Below are 16,291 nucleotides of genomic sequence, written 5' to 3'. Positions count from 1 at the left end.
GCTTACTCCCGCGGACCGTAGCGCAGCGTGGCCTGACGACGACGCACCACCTGGTACGGCCGCCACAGGTAACTGATCGGCACGCTCCACACATGCACCAGACGGGTGAACGGTGCGATCAGCACCAGCGTCAGGCCGAGGAAGATGTGCGCTTTGTAGACCCAATGCACGCCTTCGACATAATCGGCCGCGCCGGCACGAAAGGTGACGATGTGCTGCGCCCACTCGGCCAGCATCACCATCACCCCGCCGTCCAGATGGCCGGCCGAGACCTTGATGCTGTACAGGCCAAGACAGAGCTGAGCGAACAGCAGCACCAGCACCAGCGTGTCGCCAAAGCTGCCGATGGCGCGGACCCGCGCATTGGTCAGCCGCCGCACCAGCAAAATGGTGATGCCGACGAAGCACAGCGCGCCGAAGAAGCCACCGACCACCATCGCCAGCAACTGTTTCTGCGAGGAGGTGATGAAGGGCTCATACAACGCATGCGGGGTCAGCAGGCCGACAAAGTGGCCACCAAGGATGGCGATGATGCCGATGTGGAAGCAGTTGCTGCCAATACGCATGCCACGGTCGGACAGCAACTGGGTGGAGCCGGTACGCCAGCTGTACATGGCCTTGTCATAACGCGCCCAGCTGCCGATCAACAGCACCGCCACCGCGATGTAGGGATAGAACTGGAAGGCGAACTGATTGACGTAATTCATGGCTGGATCTCCCGCGGCTGCGCGCGTGCCGGTGAACGATGGGGTGGGTCGCAATCCTGCGAAGGCGCATCGGTGCCGAAGCGCACCGCCTCTTCCTCCCACAGGCTGTCCATGGCTTCGACGGTGTCGTCGCGCACTTCCTCGCTTGCCCGTTGCCGCAGCACCGCCAAGTTGACCTTGCCTTCGCCGGCCTCGACCAGGATTTCCAGCAACACCGCATGCGGCAGCTGCCGCTCGGCCGCACGCGCGGCGAGCATGCCGGCGATGTGGCCGATGTGGTGCAGCCAGTCCTTGGCCTCGGCCTGCGGCCGGTGCGAGAGGTATTCCAGCAACAGCGGCAGATAATCCGGCAGTTCGCGCGCATCCAGCTCGAAACCGTTCTTGCGATAGGCGTCGATCAGGTCGACCATGGCCTGACCACGGTCGCGCGACTCGCCATGGATGTGTTCGAACACCAGCAGGCTCATCGAGCGGCCACGGTCGAAGGTGGACAACCAGCGGTCCTGCGCATCCAGCGGATCACTGGCCAGCAGCTCGCGTACGAAGGCCTGCAACTGCCCGCGACGGGCCGGCGACAGCGCCGGATCGTCGCAGGCCTCAAGCAGCTCCTCGCCATGCTGCCAAAGCTCGTCACGCGGGTAATCCAGCAATACACCAATCAGCTTGAGCACACTCATTTCGTCACCTCGTGCCGGTGCTGGCGGTTGGGATGCACCGCAAAGGTGGTGTTCTTGCGTTGGCTGAACAGATCGGCCGGGCTGTCACCGTTGCAGCCATTGCCGAAGGTGAAGCCGCAACCGCCACGTTCGCCGAAGGCGTCGTTGGCGTACTCGCGGTGCGCGCTGGGTATCACGAAGCGGTCCTCGTAGTTGGCGATGGCCAGGTAGCGGTACATCTCTTCGACCTGCGCCGGGGTCAAACCAACCTGCTCAAGCACGCGCATGTCTTCCACGCCATCGACGTTCTTGCCGCGTCGCCAGGCACGCATTGCCATCAAGCGTTCCAGCGCCCGCACAACCGGCGCTTCGTCACCCGCCGTCAGCAGGTTGGCTAGGTAACGCACCGGAATACGCAGCGAAGCGATATCCGGCAGCTCGCCGCTCATGCCGACGTGGCCACGCTCGGCCGCCGACTGGATCGGCGACAACGGCGGCACATACCAGACCATCGGCAAGGTGCGGTATTCCGGGTGCAACGGCAGTGCCAGCTTCCAGTCGATGGCCATCTTGTAGACCGGCGACTGCTTGGCCGATTCCAGCCAGCTGTCGGGGATGCCTTCGGCACGCGCGGCTTCGATCACCGCCGGGTCGAACGGATCCAGGAAGATGTCCAGGTGGGCCTGGTACAGGTCCTTCTCCGCCGCCACCGATGCGGCCTCGGCAATGCGGTCGGCGTCGTACAGCATCACCCCGAGGTAGCGGATGCGGCCCACGCAGGTTTCCGAACACACGGTGGGCTCGCCCATCTCGATGCGCGGGTAGCAGAAGATGCACTTCTCGGATTTGCCGCTTTTCCAGTTGTAATAGATCTTCTTGTACGGGCAGGCCGACACGCACATGCGCCAGCCACGGCACTTGTCCTGGTCGATCAGCACGATGCCGTCTTCCTCGCGCTTGTAGATCGCACCGGATGGGCAGGCTGACACGCAGGCCGGATTGAGGCAGTGCTCGCACAGGCGTGGCAGGTACATCATGAAGGTCTTCTCGAAGGCGCCGTAGATTTCCTTCTGCACCTTGTCGAAGTTGTAGTCACGCGAGCGCTTGGAGAACTCGGTACCGAGGATTTCCTCCCAGTTCGGGCCCCACTCGATCTTTTCCATGCGCTGCCCGGTCAGCAGCGAGCGCGGCCGTGCGGTCGGCTGATGCTTCAGCTCGGGCGCGTCGTGCAGGTGCTGGTAATCGAAATCGAACGGCTCATAGTAGTCGTCGATCTGCGGCAGGTCGGGGTTGGAGAAGATCTTGGCCAGCATGCGCCAGCGGCCGCCGGCGCGCGGCACCAGCTTGCCGGCGCTGGTGCGCACCCAGCCGCCGTTCCACTTGTCCTGGTTTTCCCATTCCTTGGGGTAGCCGATACCGGGCTTGGTTTCAACGTTGTTGAACCAGGCGTATTCCACGCCTTCGCGCGAGGTCCACACGTTCTTGCAGGTGATCGAGCAGGTGTGGCAGCCGATGCACTTGTCCAGGTTCAATACCATCGCAATCTGGGCACGTACTTTCATCACACCACCTCCCGTGCGGCGACAACGGACTCTTCACCATCCAGCCAATCGATCTTGTCCATCTTGCGCACGATCACGAACTCATCGCGGTTGGTACCGCAGGTACCGTAGTAGTTGAAGCCCCATGCCAGCTGCGCGTAGCCGCCGATCATGTGGGTGGGCTTGAGCACGATGCGGGTCACCGAGTTGTGGATGCCGCCACGGGTGCCGGAAATCTCCGAACCCGGCACGTTGATGATGCGTTCCTGGGCGTGGTACATCATCGCCATGCCCGACATCACCCGCTGACTGACTACCGCACGCGCGGCAATCGCACCGTTGACGTTGAACAGCTCGATCCAGTCGTTGTCCTCGATGCCGGCACTGCGCGCGTCGTCCTCGCTCAGCCAGACGATCGGACCACCACGCGACAGTGTCTGCATGATCAGGTTGTCGCTATAGGTGCTGTGGATGCCCCACTTCTGGTGCGGGGTGATCCAGTTCAGCACGATCTCCTTGTTGCCGTTGGAGCGCTTGTTGAGCAGCGGCTCCACCGTGCGGGTGTTGACCGGCGGCCGGTAGCTCATGAAGGCCTCACCGAAGTCGATCATCCACTCGTGGTCCTGGTAGAACTGCTGGCGACCGGTGATCGTGCGCCACGGAATCAGCTCGTGCACATTGGTATAGCCGGCGTTGTAGCTGACGTTGTCGTCTTCCAGCCCGGACCAGATGGGCGAGGAAATGATCTTGCGCGGCTGTGCCTGGATGTCACGGAAGCGGATTGCCTCATGTTCCTTGCCCAGCGCCAGATGGGCGTGCTCGCGGCCGGTGAAGGTGCTCAGCGATTCCCAGGCCTTGACCGCGACATGCCCGTTGGTTTCCGGGGCCAGATGCAGCACCACTTCGCAGGCATCAATCGCTGTGTCGATGGATGGCCGGCCCTTGCTGATGCCTTCTTCCAGCACGGTGTGGTTGAGCTTGCCGAGGAATTCAACCTCGTGCTTGGTATCCCAGCTCATGCCCTTGCCGCCATTGCCCAGCTTGTCAAGCAATGGACCGAGCGAGGTGAACTTGCGGTAGAGATTGGGGTAGTCGCGCTCGACCACGGTCATGCTCGGCATGGTCTTGCCGGGGATGGCCTCGCACTCGCCCTTCTTCCAGTCGGCCACGCCGAACGGCATGCCCAGCTCGTTGGGCGTGTCGTGCAGGGTCGGCACCAGCACCAGATCCTTTTCGACACCGAGCACGCCCGGTGCCATGTCGCTCAGCGTGCGTGCAACGCCCTTGAAGATGTCCCAATCGCTGCGCGATTCCCAGGCCGGGTCCACCGCCTTGGACAGCGGATGGATGAAGGGATGCATGTCGGAGGTGTTGAGGTCGTCCTTCTCGTACCAGGTGGCAGTCGGCAGCACGATGTCCGAATACAGCGCGGTGGTGCACATGCGGAAATCCAGCGTCACCAGCAGATCGAGCTTGCCTTCCGGCGCCTCGTCATGCCACTTCACGTCCTCGGGCTTGACCGCGCCCATCTCGCCCAGATCCTTGCCCTGCAGGCCGTGACGGGTGCCGAGCAGATGCCGCAGCATGTACTCGTGGCCCTTGCCGGAGGAACCGAGCAGATTGGAGCGCCAGATGAACATCATGCGCGGGTGGTTCTGCGCCGCATCGGGATCGGCGAAGGCGAAGTCCAGCGAGCCGTCCTTGAACTTGGACAGCGCGTAGTCGGCCGGTGCGATGCCGGCCTGTTCGGCCTCGCGCACCAGCTGCAGCGGGTTGCGGTCCAGCTGCGGTGCACTCGGCAACCAGCCCATGCGCACCGCGCGCAGGTTGAGGTCGGCCAGGCTGCCGCTGTACTTGGAGGCATCGGCCAGCGGCGACAGCAGTTCGTCCACCTGCAGCTTTTCGTAACGCCACTGCCCGGTGTTGAAGTAGAAGAACGAGGTGCCGTTCATCTGGCGCGGCGGACGGCTCCAATCCAGGCCAAACGCCAGCGGCTGCCAGCCGGTCTGCGGACGCAGTTTTTCCTGCCCCACGTAATGCGCCCAGCCACCGCCGGTCTGGCCCACGCAGCCGCACATGACCAGCATGTTGATCAGGCCACGGTAGTTCATGTCGTTGTGGAACCAGTGGTTCATGCCGGCGCCGACGATGATCATGCTGCGACCATGGGTTTTGTCGGCAGTGCGGGCGAACTCGCGGGCGATTTCTATCACCTCGGCGCGTGACACGCCGGTGATGCGTTCCTGCCAGGCCGGCGTACCCGGCACATTCTCGTCGAAGCTTTTGGCGACATTGGCGCCGCCAAAGCCGCGATCCACGCCGTACTGCGCGAGCAGCAGGTCGTACACCGTCGCCACCAGTGCTTCGCCACCATCGGCCAGCGGCAGGCGGCGCAGCGGGATGTTGCGATCAAGCACTTCTTCGGCCGGCGCAGCGGTCCAGCCGTCGCTCTCAATGCCACCGAAATACGGGAAGCTCACTGCTTCGATACCGTCGTGGATATCGGCAAGGCTCAGCCGCAGGCGGGTTTCATGGCCATCACTGGCTTTTTCCTCGATGTTCCACTTGCCCTTTTCACCCCAGCGGAAGCCGACCGAGCCGTTCGGCACGGTGACATCGCCGCTGTTCTCGTCGAACGCCAGCGTCTTCCATTCGGGGTTGTTGCTCTCGCCCAGCCCGCCCAGCTCACTTGCGCGCAGGAAGTGGCCCGGCACCAGGCGGCCGTCGGCGCGTCGCTCCACACGCACCAGCATCGGCATGTCCGAGTACTTGCGGCAGTAGTCCTGGAAGTACTGCGAGGGCGTATCGACGTGGAACTCGCGCAGGATCACGTGGCCGAAGGCGAACGCCAGCGCGGCGTCGGTGCCCTGCTTGGGGTGCAGCCAATGGTCGGTGAGCTTGGCCAGCTCGGAATAGTCGGGGCAGATCGACACCGTCTTGGTGCCGTTGTAGCGCGCCTCGGTGAAGAAGTGCGCGTCGGGCGTGCGCGTCTGCGGCACGTTCGAGCCCCAGGCGATGATGTAGCGGCTGTTGTACCAATCAGCCGATTCGGGCACGTCGGTCTGCTCGCCCCACACCTGCGGCGAGGCCGGCGGCAGATCGCAGTACCAATCGTAGAAGGAAAGACAGGCACCACCGAGCAGCGACAGGTAGCGCGCACCGGCCGCGTAGGACACCATCGACATCGCCGGAATCGGCGAGAAACCGACGATGCGGTCCGGGCCGAACTCCTTGGTGGTGTAAAGGTTGGAGGCAGCGATGATTTCGTTAGCCTCGTCCCAGTTCAATCGAACGAATCCGCCCATGCCACGCCGACGCTTGTACTCGCGCGACTTGGCCGGGTCCTGCACGATGCTGCCCCAGGCTTCGACCGGTGACATGGTCTTGCGGGCCTGCCGCCACATGCGCAGCAAGGTGCCGCGGATCAGCGGATATTTCAGCCGGTTGGCGCTGTACAGGTACCAGGAATAGCTGGCACCACGCGGGCAGCCGCGCGGTTCGTGATTGGGCAGGTCCGGGCGGGTGCGCGGGTAGTCGGTCTGCTGGGTTTCCCAGGTGACCAGGCCATTCTTGACGTAGATCTTCCAGCTGCACGAGCCGGTGCAGTTCACGCCGTGGGTGGAGCGCACGATCTTGTCGTACTGCCAACGGGCGCGATAACTGTTTTCCCAGTCCCGCCCTTCGCTCTTGCTGAACCCATGGCCATCGGCGAAGGGTTGTGGATCACGCTTGAAGAACTGCAAGCGATCAAGGAAATAGCTCATGGTGAATCTCCGTTCGCAAACTGCTGCATCGTGGCTGTGTGTGTCATCTGGCTGCGGTGCATTGCTTTCTCAGCAGGGGGTTTCGGCCCCGCGCCGGTAGTACCACCACCAGGTGACGACCAGGCAGGTGATGTAGAACGCAATGAAGCCGTACAGCGCCATATCCGGGCTGCCGGTCAAGGTGATCGATGAGCCGTAGCTCTTGGGAATGAAAAAGCCGCCGTAGGCACCGATGGCGCCGGAGAAGCCGACCACGGCGGCCGATTCAATGCTGGCCTGGTGGGCAGCGGCCTTCTTGCCTTCGGCGCCTTCATTGGCCGACAGGCGCTCATGCAGGGTGCGGAAGATCACCGGGATCATCCGGAACGTGGTGCCGTTGCCGATGCCGCTGAGCACGAACAAGGCCATGAACGAGAGCAGGAAACCGTAGAAGTTGCCGCCCTGGCCATTGCTTGGCAGGAAGTGCAGCACGCCGAACACCGCCGCGATCATCAGTGCGAACACCCAGAACGTCAGCCGCGCACCGCCCCAGCGGTCGGCCAGGCTGCCGCCCACCGAGCGCATCAACGCGCCCAGCAGCGGACCGATGAAGGCATAGGCCAGCGGGTTCACATCCGGGAACTGGCTCTTGACCAGCATCGGGAAACCGGCAGAAAAGCCGATGTAGGAACCAAAGGTGCCGATGTACAACCAGCACATCAGCCAGTTGTGCTTGCGGCGGAAGATCACCGCCTGCTCGGAGAACGAAGAGCGGGCGCTGGTCAGGTCGTTCATGCCGAACCAGGCCGCAATCGCGAACAAGGCGATGAAGGGCACCCAGATGAAGCCGGCGTTCTGCACGAACAATGGCGCGCCGCCATCAACCACCGCTTGCGGTGCACCGCCCAGCGCGCCAAATACGCCCACCGTGATCACCAGCGGCACTACCGCCTGCGACACCGATACGCCGACATTGCCCAGACCCGCGTTCAAGCCCAGCGCCATGCCCTGACGTTGCTTGGGATAGAAGAACGAGATGTTGGACATCGAGGAGGAGAAGTTGGCGCCACCAAAGCCGCACAGGATCGCGATCAACACGAACACCCAGTACGGCGTGGCCGGGTTCTGCACCGCGAAGCCCAGCCACAAGGTGGGCAGCAACAGCGAGGCGGTGGACAAGGCCGTCCAACGGCGGCCACCGAAGATCGGGATCACGAAGGAGTAGAAGATGCGCAGCGTCGCGCCGGAAAGACTGGGCAAGGCCACCAGCCAGAACAACTGATCGGTACTGAAGGCAAACCCGATTTTCGGCAGGCTGATGGTCACCGCCGAAAACAGCACCCACACCGAGAACGCCAGCAGCAGCGCGGGGATGGATATGACCAGGTTGCGGGTGGCAACGCGTTTACCGGTCTGCTCCCAGTAAACCGGATCTTCCGGCCGCCAATCGGTGATGACACCGCCGGGACCGGGCCTGCTGTTTTTTACGGCATCGCGACTGACACTCATGCAACGCTCCAAGGCTGTTTGATACGGCGCTGGTTCTGCTGTGCTGTTGCCTGCCCAGTCGCCACGGCGTCATTAAGCCCGGCGGCCCTGGGGCCGGTATTGATCTTGATCAACCAAAGGCGCCATAACGGCGCCTACCTGACAAATATCAATCTGCGGCGACGCTGACGTCGCTTGCACGGCGCTGCACGCCACGCTGGCGCACGCTGTCACGTACATCGACATCAAACTGAAGATGCAGCGGTTGCGGTTGCAGGGGGAGTTCGTAAGAGAGTCCATCACGGCACGGCAGGCGCTGCTGCAACGCTAGCACATCCTCCTGAGGCAGCGCGAACCGCAGCGCCGTGACGCTGCCATCCAGCCGCGCCTGTTCGCCTGCATGCAGCTGCAGCGCGCAGGAAAAGCCGCCCAGTGCCCCCAGGTCGGTCCGGCTGGTCACCCACTGCCCCGCCAACAACTCGGCCAGCTCGTTTTCGTCAATGCGCAGTCGTACGGACTGCGACTGGATCTGCACTTTCATGAGGCAGAGCCTCCCATTGGATGGGGGTATTGCAGTTCAGCAGACGGGCATCGCCATCGTCGGGCAGGCGCAGCTCGATGCTGCCCAGCTGTCGCTGCAGGCGGTACAACGAGCGCGGCCCGTTCACGTCCATCACCATCGACTGCAACAGGGTGCGACAGCTGCGGTCAATGTTCAACCGCATTGGCAGCGGTTGCCCGCGGAAATGCACGCAGCGAGCGTCACCTGCGTCACGCAACCGCCAAAGAAGTTGCCGGTCGAGCAGCGGCATGTCCACCGCCACCACCCAGACAGGGCCATCCGGCAGCGTCTTCACCACGCTGTAGAGCCCCCCCAACGGACCGCAGCGCGGCACCAGGTCGGGGACCGACTCGACCCCCGGCAGCACCGGGTAGCTGCCGCTGACCCGTAGCGTCTGCGCACCCGCGGCCTGCAGCAGCGCGCACATGTGCGCCAGCAGGGACCTGCCCTGCCAACGCAGCAAGGCCTTGTCCTGGCCCATGCGGCTGGACAGGCCACCGGCCAGCACGATGCCGGCCATGGCCGGCAGGTCAGTGGGCGTGATCGTGGACATGTCCGTCGTCGGCGTGCTCGGCGCTGGGTTGGCACAGGCTGCAGCCTTCGCTCCACTCGCTGTCGCCATCCTGGTAATGCTCCTGCTTCCAGATCGGCGAGCGGTGTTTGACTGCCTCGATCAGCTGCCGGCAGGCACGGAAAGCCTCGTCACGGTGGGGACTGCCGGCGGCAACAACCACCGCCACCTCACCCACCGCCAGGCGGCCCCTGGCGTGGGCCACGTACAGCTTGATGCGCGGGCCGAACTCGGACTCCACCTCGGCCACCAGGCGCTGGAACTCGTTGAGTACCAGCGGCTCGAACATGTCATAGGTGATGCCCTGCACCGCGCGCCCTTGGTTCAGGTCGCGCACCTTGCCGATGAATACATCGATGCCGCCAAAGCCGGGGTCGGACACAAAAGCGATGCCCTCGCCCGGATCAATCGCGGCGGCGCTGCGCTCGACCACTTTCCATAGATTTTTCGCGCTCATTTCAACCTCCGCTCACCGGTGGCAGGATGGCCACACGACCGTCCGCAGGCAGCGGCTCGCTGTCGCGCAGCACGCGCTTTTCATCGGCAAACACCGAATAGTCCACCAGCCCGGCACGGAACCGGGGGAACCGTTCCAGCAGCAACTCGCGCAATGCCCGGCGCAGGTCCACGATGTGTTCACCGTTCACCCGCACGCTTAGCTCGCGACGATGATCCAGCTCGGAAAACACACCAAACAACTGCACAACGACCTCTCTCATGCTTCCTCCTGCCGGGCCAGTTGCAGCGGCTCGCGATGCCCCCAACCCTGCACGCGAGCCAATGTGCCGGCCGGGGCCAACGCATCCTCACCTTCCAGAATCGCCCAGGCGTTGGCCTGCAGCATGGTCTTGAGCCGGAACGATTCCTGCCCGGACAACACCCGCACGCTCAGCCGCCCCCCCGCATCCAGTTCCACCCGTGCCCGTGCGTGCATGCGCAGCCCCGGTGGCTTGCGCACATCGCCCTGCAACGGCAACTGCAACTGCGCCTCTTCTTCCAAACCCAGCATGCGGCGCAACACCGGCTCCACGAAGAAGCGCAACCCCACTGCCGCGGATATCGGATTGCCCGGCAGGCCGAAGTACAGGCAACCATCGGCCAGGCGGGCGAACAGCAGCGGCTTGCCCGGGCGGATGGCGACCTTGTGGAACAGCACGGTGGCACCACGGGCACGCAGGGCATCAGGGATGAAGTCATAGCGGCCCTGCGACACCGCCCCCGTACTCAGCACCACGCGCGCGCCGGCGGCCAAGGCCGCGTCCAGCGCAGCATCAAAAGCAGCCACGTCATCGCCAACGACACCGTTCCAGACCACATCAGCACCCGCGGTGTGCAGGCGGCTGACCAGGAAGGGGCGGTTGCTGTCGCGTATCTGCCCGGACTGCAACGGCTGGGCCGCATCACTGATCAGCTCCTTGCCGGTGCTGATGACCGCCACCTGCGGCCGCTGCTGCACCTGCACCCGGGCTGTCCCGAGGGCATGCAGCAAGGTCATGGCGTTCACATCCAGCGACGTGCCAGCGGCAAGCACGGTTTCGCCCAACTCCACGTCCTGGCCGCGCAGCCGCACGTGTTGCCCGGGCGTGACCATCGCCTGCAGACGCACGCGCGCAGGACGACCCTCCACGGCATCCAGCACCTCCACCTGCTCGACCGGCACCACGCTGTCCAGGCCGGCCGGCATGCGCGCACCCGTCATGATTTCCCAGGCCTGTGCTGCCTCCCCCTGTGCTGCGGCATCGCCTGCGGCCTGCCAGCCGGCAACCTGCAATACGGCACCGGCAGGCAAGGGCTGGCCGTCCGCGCACAGGGCGAAGCCGTCCATCGCAGCATTGTCGAACGGTGGCAGGTGCTGGGCACTTACCACTGGCGCAGCCAGCACCCGGTCTGCTGCCTCGGCAACCACCACCTGCTCGGTCTTTGGCGCCGGCGCCTCGGCCAACAGGATCTGCAGGGCCTGCGCGTAAGTGATCATGCGTGGCTGGCCCCGTCGATCATCGCCAATGCATGGCCCAGCACCGGCGTGAGAATGCTCATGCACTGTGCCGCGGCACGCGGGCTACCCGGCAGGGCGATGACCAGCATGCCCCCCAGTTGCACCACCTCGGCACGGCTCAGCCATGCCAACGGCGTGTGCTGCGCGCTAAGGCCACGGAGCATCTGCGCCAGCCCGGGCACGCTGCGCCCACCCAGCGACTGCAACGCCTCTGGAGTGAGATCGCGCGGTCCCAGGCCCGTGCCGCCAGTGCACAGGCAGATGCGGATGCCGCTGGCGGCGAACGCGTGCAGACGCCCGGCCAGCGGCTCGATGCCATCGGCCAGTACTTCCGTGCTGACCACTTCGCCGCCCAGTGCACGCAGCCCCTCGGCCAGCACTGGCCCGGATTCATCCACATAGTCGCCCCGGCTGGCACGATCGCTGAGCGTGATCACCACACAGCTCGCACCTTGCAGCTGTCTTGGCGGACGCGGGCGGAAGCGCTCACGCTCCTCCGCATCCATACCCTGTGGGTGCAACCACACGCCGCTCTTGCCGCCTTCCTTGAACAGCAGCCGGACACCGCCGATCTCCAATGCGGGCTCGACCGGCTTGCTGAGGTCATACAAGGTCAGCAGGGCCGCGTTGACCCCTGCCAGCGCTTCCATCTCCACCCCGGTACGCGCTTCACTGGCGCATTCGCACCACACCCGGATGGCAAGCCGCTCCGGCGCCGGCGCGCAGTAAACCCTCACCAGTTCCAGTGGCAGCGGATGGCACAGCGGCATCAACGCCGAGGCCATTTTGGCCCCCTGCAGGCCAGCAATCTCGGCCATCACCAGTGCGTCCCCCTTGGGCAGACGTCGCTCGACGATCAGGGGATAGGCAACAGGCCCGGCGACAAGCTCACCCACCGCCACCGCGCGGCGACGGGTAATGCGCTTGTCACGTACATCGGCCATATGGAATGCCGCACTCATCTGCCCACTCATTGCTTGTCTCATCCTCCAATCGAGGCCAGATGCGGGGTCAACCCGGTCTGGCCGAAATGCAGTCCATGCCCGGCTGCCTTCAGCCCAAGCTGGGTGGTGATGCGCGCCAGCAGCGCGCCCTGGTCCTCATCTGACTGCAGCAGCGGCCGCAGTGCGATGCCGAAGTCACCGAACAGGCACAACCGCAGATCGCCGCGCGCGGTAACCCGCAGGCGGTTGCAACCTTTGCAGAAATCCTTTGAGTAAGGAGCGATGATGCCGATGCTGCCGCGATGGTCGGGATGACTGAACTCACGTGCGGGGCCCGCATCGGCAGCGCGTCTGCGCTCGCTCCAGCCAGCAGCCAGCAACTGCCCGACGATCACATCGGCGCACAGATGGTGACGTTCAAAGTAATCGCGGTTGTCACCGGTGCGCATCAGTTCGATGAAACGCACGCTCACTGGCCGGTCGCGCAGGAAGGCCATCCATTGCGGCAGTTCGTCGTCATTGAGGCCGCGCAGCAGCACGGCATTGAGCTTGACCGATTGCAGGCCCAACGCCTGGGCCAGGGCGATGCCTTCCATCACCTCGGGCAGGCGGTCATGTCCGGTGATGGCATGGAAACGCTCGCGACGCAGGCTGTCCATACTCACGTTGAGCGCAGTCAGGCCCGCACGATGCCAGCCTGGCAGGCGCCTGGGCAGCAGGCAGCCGTTGGTGGTGATGGCAACCTTGCGCACGCCCGGCACCTGCGCCACGGTGGCGATGATCTGGTCCAGGTCCTTGCGCAGGCTCGGCTCGCCACCGGTCAGGCGGATCTTGTGCATGCCCAGCGTGGCAAACGCCCGTACCAGCCTTGCGATTTCATCCACCGCAAGAAAGCGCGGCCGGCCGTCGGCCTGGTAGCCGTCGGGCAGGCAATAGCTGCAACGGAAGTTGCAGGCTTCGGTCAGCGACAGACGCAGGTATGGAAAGCTGCGCCCGAAGCCATCGGTGAGTTGGCTCATGGCTGTTTTACCTCCTGACTGCACGTATCCACGCTCGCCCGGCATGCCGGGGTTCCCTCGCCTGTAGTGACTGACCGTCAGCCTACGTGGGGCTTTGAAGCGATGGCATGACTTAAATCAATCAAGGGCACCGCCATGCCTTGCGAAGCTATGGCAGCATACCCTTTACCAACGCCCTGTCCAGTGACCCCGATCATGATGCTGAACGATTTCAATGGCCTGCTGCAGGCAGCAGGACAGCAAACCGAGCCCCAACGCCTGTTGTTTGTGTTCGTCAAAGCCGACCTGCCCGAATCACCCACCGCCGATCAGCATGCCCGCCACAGCAACGGCGAAGGTGGCACGTTGAGCCCGGTGCTGTGTGTGGACAAGGCCCCGCAGGAAATCGCGTCCTTCCAGACCCTGGCCGCCGAATCCGCCCAGACCGGGCTGGTCTGGGACCTGGTGTTTGTTGCCTCACTGGATGGCCGTGGCGGCATTGCCCCGTCCAGCGATGAAGCAACGCAACCACTGCGCCTGATGGTCAACGCGGTCAACGACGGCCAGATCAGCCGTTTTGCCGCCTTCGATCGCGATGGCACACCGGTGCAGTTCTACTGAGCCAGCAGCTGCAGCATCAGGAAGAACACCACCAGCACCGTATTCAAGCCCCAGGCCACGGTCAGGCCGCGCGCGGCAACACCGTAATTGGGATTTTGCGCGCTCGGCGCCGCCCGCCATACCGCCGGGATGATCCAGCCCGTATACAGCAGCAGCGCCGCGAACAACGCCAGCAACAACGGGGTGCGCCCCTGCGCCAACGCCCAGAGGGCGGCGGCCCATAACAGGTTGCTGGGGATCACCCCCTGCAGCCAGAACACGCGCCAAAGTCGGGAGGGCGGCAGCTTGTCACCTTGGGCGTGGAGGGAACTGACAGCGGTCATGGCTGCAACTCCTAGTCAGCGAGGCATGGGTACACTTTGCGCCGCCGAGGCGGGCGGGTCAAATCCCTGCCCGGTGTCGGCGCGCGCGGACAGAGCCCAACGCCCAGGCGAGCCGCCCGAACGGCCCGCACCATACTCACCCCAGCATGTCCGGCCGGAACAACGAACGGCGGCTGATCATCCTGCCTGCCGTCATGAACACTCCATCGCCGGTGTAATGCAGCGTACGCGGATGCCTGGGCGACACTGCCACATGCGCCTTCACCACCTCGAAGACGAAGAAGTTGTAGCGCTCCACCAGCGCATCTTCGTGCAGACGGCATTCGAGGTTGGCATGACACCGCCCCAGCAGCGGCGCACGCACCCGGGATGCCCGCACCGGCGCAAGATCGAACAGCGCGTACTTGTCCACCGACACGCCACTGCAGTTGCCGATGCGCACCACCGTATCCGCCAACGCGACCGTCGGCAGGTTGATCACACACTCCCCACTACGGCGGATCAGATCGAAACTGTGGGTGGCGCGGGAGATCATCAGACCGACCAGCGACGGTGAGAACTCCAGCACGGTGTGCCAGCCCAGCGTCATGATGTTCCGCTGCTGCTGCCATTGCGACGTCACCAGCACGATGGGGCCGGGCTAAAGGTACTGACGCACTTTTTCCACGGGGAAATCCTGCTTGCGTAATGGCGAACGCATCCTGGGCTCCTTGTTTCATGTGTGATTAGCGCTGAATAGCACCACGCTCCGCACAACAGCACACCACCTGCAGGGGAAGCATTACGTGAGAGTCCCGCCTGCAGCGCATTGTCCCGGCCTCCGCCGGCATTAACACATGCAGCCATGAATCTGTGTCCGGATTGAGCAGACCTACATGGTCGCCGGCTTCTCCTAACCTGCCGGCTTGTATCCCCGTACGCAACCACTGTGCCCAGGACAGACACATGCGACCTCGGAGGGGGTTCTACCCCGTTTTCACGGACACTTACAAGAAGGCCGATTCAGGCCATGAGGAGTGTTCATGTCAAAGCGTCGTAAGTTCAGTGCCGAGTTCAAGCGTGGTGCGGTGGAGCAAGCCAGTCGGCCAGGTGTCAGCTGCGCCCAGGTAGCCCGTGAGCTGGGCATCCGTGACAGCCTGCTGACTCGCTGGAAGCGGGAGGCACAGGCGGTGGGAAAAGCCGCCTTTGTTGGCACCGGTAGCCCGCGTGACGAGGAAGTTGCCCGGCTCAAGCGCGAGTTGGCCCGGATCACCAAGGAGCGGGATTTTTTGCGAGAAGCGGCGACGTTCTTTGCCAAGGCATCATCCTGAGGTATCAGGTGATCGAACGTTGCCGCGATGAGTTTCCGATTCGCCTGATGTGCCGCTGCCTGCGGGTATCGACCAGTGGCTACTACGACTGGAGCAAGCGACTGCCCAGTGCCCGCCAGCGCGACAACGAGCGCTTGCTGAGCCGTATCCATGCGCTGCATCAGGACAGCCGGGGCACGCTGGGGGCCGGCCGCATGCAGGAGGATCTGGTCGAGGAAGGGTTGTTAGCCAGTCGAAATCGGGTTGCCCGATTGATGGCGGCAGCGCGCTCAACCGACACTGACGCCGCCGGGCGTGCGCAACCTGCTGGAGCGTGATTTCAGCGCCTTGGAGCCGGAAACCAAGTGGGTGACCGACATCACCGAGATCAAGACCCAGCAGGCCAAGCTGTATCTATGCGACGTGCTGGATCTGTTTGATCAGCGCATTGTGGGCTGGTCGATGCATCATCGGCAGGACAGGCAGATGGTGATCAGAGCGGTGCAGATGGCGGTTTGGCAGCGTCAGGAGCAGCATCCGCTGATCCTGCACTCCGACCGCGGCAGCCAATTTCGTAGCGGTGATTACCAGGATTACCTGGCCGCCAATGGCCTGCTTTGCTCGATGAGTGCGGTGGGGCATTGTGGCGACAATGCAGCCTGCGAGGGCTTTTTCGGATTGCTCAAGCGCGAGCGGATCTATCGCACAACGTATCCCACACTCGATGCCGCCCGGTCCGATGTGTTCGAATACATCGAGCGCCGCCACAACCCCAGGATGCGACGGCGACGGGTCAAGCAGGATCAGAAGTTTTCAGCACTTTCCAAACAGTCCGTGATTTCGGGGTAGAAC

The 16,291-nt window shown here is 63.9% G+C and carries 14 protein-coding genes and 2 pseudogenes; 2 read left to right on the top strand and 14 right to left on the bottom strand.

Going from position 1 to position 16,291, the window contains the following annotated elements:
* Nucleotides 1-2 precede the first annotated feature (2 nt).
* The 12 genes from narI to moaA all read right to left on the bottom strand — a co-directional run bounded on the left by narI (nucleotide 3) and on the right by moaA (nucleotide 13,227).
* Nucleotides 3-707 (bottom strand): respiratory nitrate reductase subunit gamma, encoded by a 705-nt coding sequence (gene narI / locus OC373_RS12025; RefSeq protein WP_099589917.1) that lies wholly within the window; start codon nucleotides 705-707, stop codon nucleotides 3-5.
* Nucleotides 704-1,384, bottom strand: a complete 681-nt coding sequence (gene narJ / locus OC373_RS12020; protein ID WP_057627037.1) for a nitrate reductase molybdenum cofactor assembly chaperone — start codon at nucleotides 1,382-1,384, stop codon at nucleotides 704-706. Before narJ ends, narI begins: the two co-directional genes overlap by 4 nt.
* A complete protein-coding gene (narH, locus tag OC373_RS12015) occupies nucleotides 1,381-2,925 on the bottom strand; it encodes a nitrate reductase subunit beta (RefSeq protein WP_099589916.1) in 1,545 nt (514 codons plus the stop codon). Before narH ends, narJ begins: the two co-directional genes overlap by 4 nt.
* Nucleotides 2,925-6,668 (bottom strand): nitrate reductase subunit alpha, encoded by a 3,744-nt coding sequence (locus OC373_RS12010; RefSeq protein ID WP_100449530.1) that lies wholly within the window; start codon nucleotides 6,666-6,668, stop codon nucleotides 2,925-2,927. The genes narH and OC373_RS12010 overlap by 1 nt, the downstream gene beginning before the upstream one ends.
* 69 nt (nucleotides 6,669-6,737) lie before the next feature.
* Complete coding sequence (locus OC373_RS12005) at nucleotides 6,738-8,156, bottom strand: NarK family nitrate/nitrite MFS transporter (protein WP_099589914.1); 1,419 nt, start codon at nucleotides 8,154-8,156, stop codon at nucleotides 6,738-6,740.
* A gap of 148 nt (nucleotides 8,157-8,304) precedes the next feature.
* The gene (locus OC373_RS12000; RefSeq protein WP_099475678.1) at nucleotides 8,305-8,676 is read right to left on the bottom strand and encodes a hypothetical protein; all 372 of its coding nucleotides are present in this window, start codon (nucleotides 8,674-8,676) and stop codon (nucleotides 8,305-8,307) included.
* Complete coding sequence (locus tag OC373_RS11995; RefSeq protein ID WP_049450912.1) at nucleotides 8,633-9,250, bottom strand: molybdenum cofactor guanylyltransferase; 618 nt, start codon at nucleotides 9,248-9,250, stop codon at nucleotides 8,633-8,635. Before OC373_RS11995 ends, OC373_RS12000 begins: the two co-directional genes overlap by 44 nt.
* Nucleotides 9,228-9,725, bottom strand: coding sequence for a molybdenum cofactor biosynthesis protein MoaE (locus OC373_RS11990; protein WP_099589913.1), 498 nt, complete (start codon nucleotides 9,723-9,725; stop codon nucleotides 9,228-9,230). The genes OC373_RS11995 and OC373_RS11990 overlap by 23 nt, the downstream gene beginning before the upstream one ends.
* A gap of 1 nt (nucleotide 9,726) precedes the next feature.
* A complete protein-coding gene (locus OC373_RS11985) occupies nucleotides 9,727-9,987 on the bottom strand; it encodes a molybdopterin converting factor subunit 1 (protein WP_004146493.1) in 261 nt (86 codons plus the stop codon).
* A complete protein-coding gene (glp, locus tag OC373_RS11980; protein WP_261997744.1) occupies nucleotides 9,984-11,243 on the bottom strand; it encodes a gephyrin-like molybdotransferase Glp in 1,260 nt (419 codons plus the stop codon). Before glp ends, OC373_RS11985 begins: the two co-directional genes overlap by 4 nt.
* Nucleotides 11,240-12,238 carry a bifunctional molybdenum cofactor biosynthesis protein MoaC/MoaB gene (moaCB, locus tag OC373_RS11975; protein WP_099589911.1) on the bottom strand — a complete coding sequence of 333 codons (999 nt, stop codon included), beginning with the start codon at nucleotides 12,236-12,238 and terminating at the stop codon, nucleotides 11,240-11,242. The genes glp and moaCB overlap by 4 nt, the downstream gene beginning before the upstream one ends.
* 8 nt (nucleotides 12,239-12,246) lie before the next feature.
* The gene (moaA, locus tag OC373_RS11970) at nucleotides 12,247-13,227 is read right to left on the bottom strand and encodes a GTP 3',8-cyclase MoaA (RefSeq protein ID WP_032968965.1); all 981 of its coding nucleotides are present in this window, start codon (nucleotides 13,225-13,227) and stop codon (nucleotides 12,247-12,249) included.
* A 195-nt stretch (nucleotides 13,228-13,422) separates the two neighbouring features.
* On the opposite strand from moaA, the gene OC373_RS11965 reads away from it, so the two are divergent.
* The gene (locus tag OC373_RS11965; protein WP_004146485.1) at nucleotides 13,423-13,827 is read left to right on the top strand and encodes a hypothetical protein; all 405 of its coding nucleotides are present in this window, start codon (nucleotides 13,423-13,425) and stop codon (nucleotides 13,825-13,827) included.
* On the opposite strand, the gene OC373_RS11960 is transcribed toward OC373_RS11965, so the two are convergent.
* Complete coding sequence (locus OC373_RS11960) at nucleotides 13,821-14,150, bottom strand: hypothetical protein (protein ID WP_004146483.1); 330 nt, start codon at nucleotides 14,148-14,150, stop codon at nucleotides 13,821-13,823. The two genes, OC373_RS11965 and OC373_RS11960, sit on opposite strands and share 7 nt — an antisense overlap.
* Nucleotides 14,151-14,286: 136 nt before the next feature.
* Nucleotides 14,287-14,850 (bottom strand): annotated as a pseudogene (locus OC373_RS11955) (flavin reductase family protein).
* Between the two features lie 322 nt (nucleotides 14,851-15,172).
* Here OC373_RS11955 and OC373_RS11950 point away from each other — a divergent pair.
* Nucleotides 15,173-16,288 (top strand): annotated as a pseudogene (locus OC373_RS11950) (IS3 family transposase).
* Nucleotides 16,289-16,291: the final 3 nt, after the last annotated feature.

This window comes from Stenotrophomonas sp. Ste96, assembly GCF_024519495.1.
Classification (GTDB): Bacteria; Pseudomonadota; Gammaproteobacteria; order Xanthomonadales; family Xanthomonadaceae; genus Stenotrophomonas; species Stenotrophomonas bentonitica_A.
This window is presented reverse-complemented; position numbering and strand designations above follow the sequence as displayed.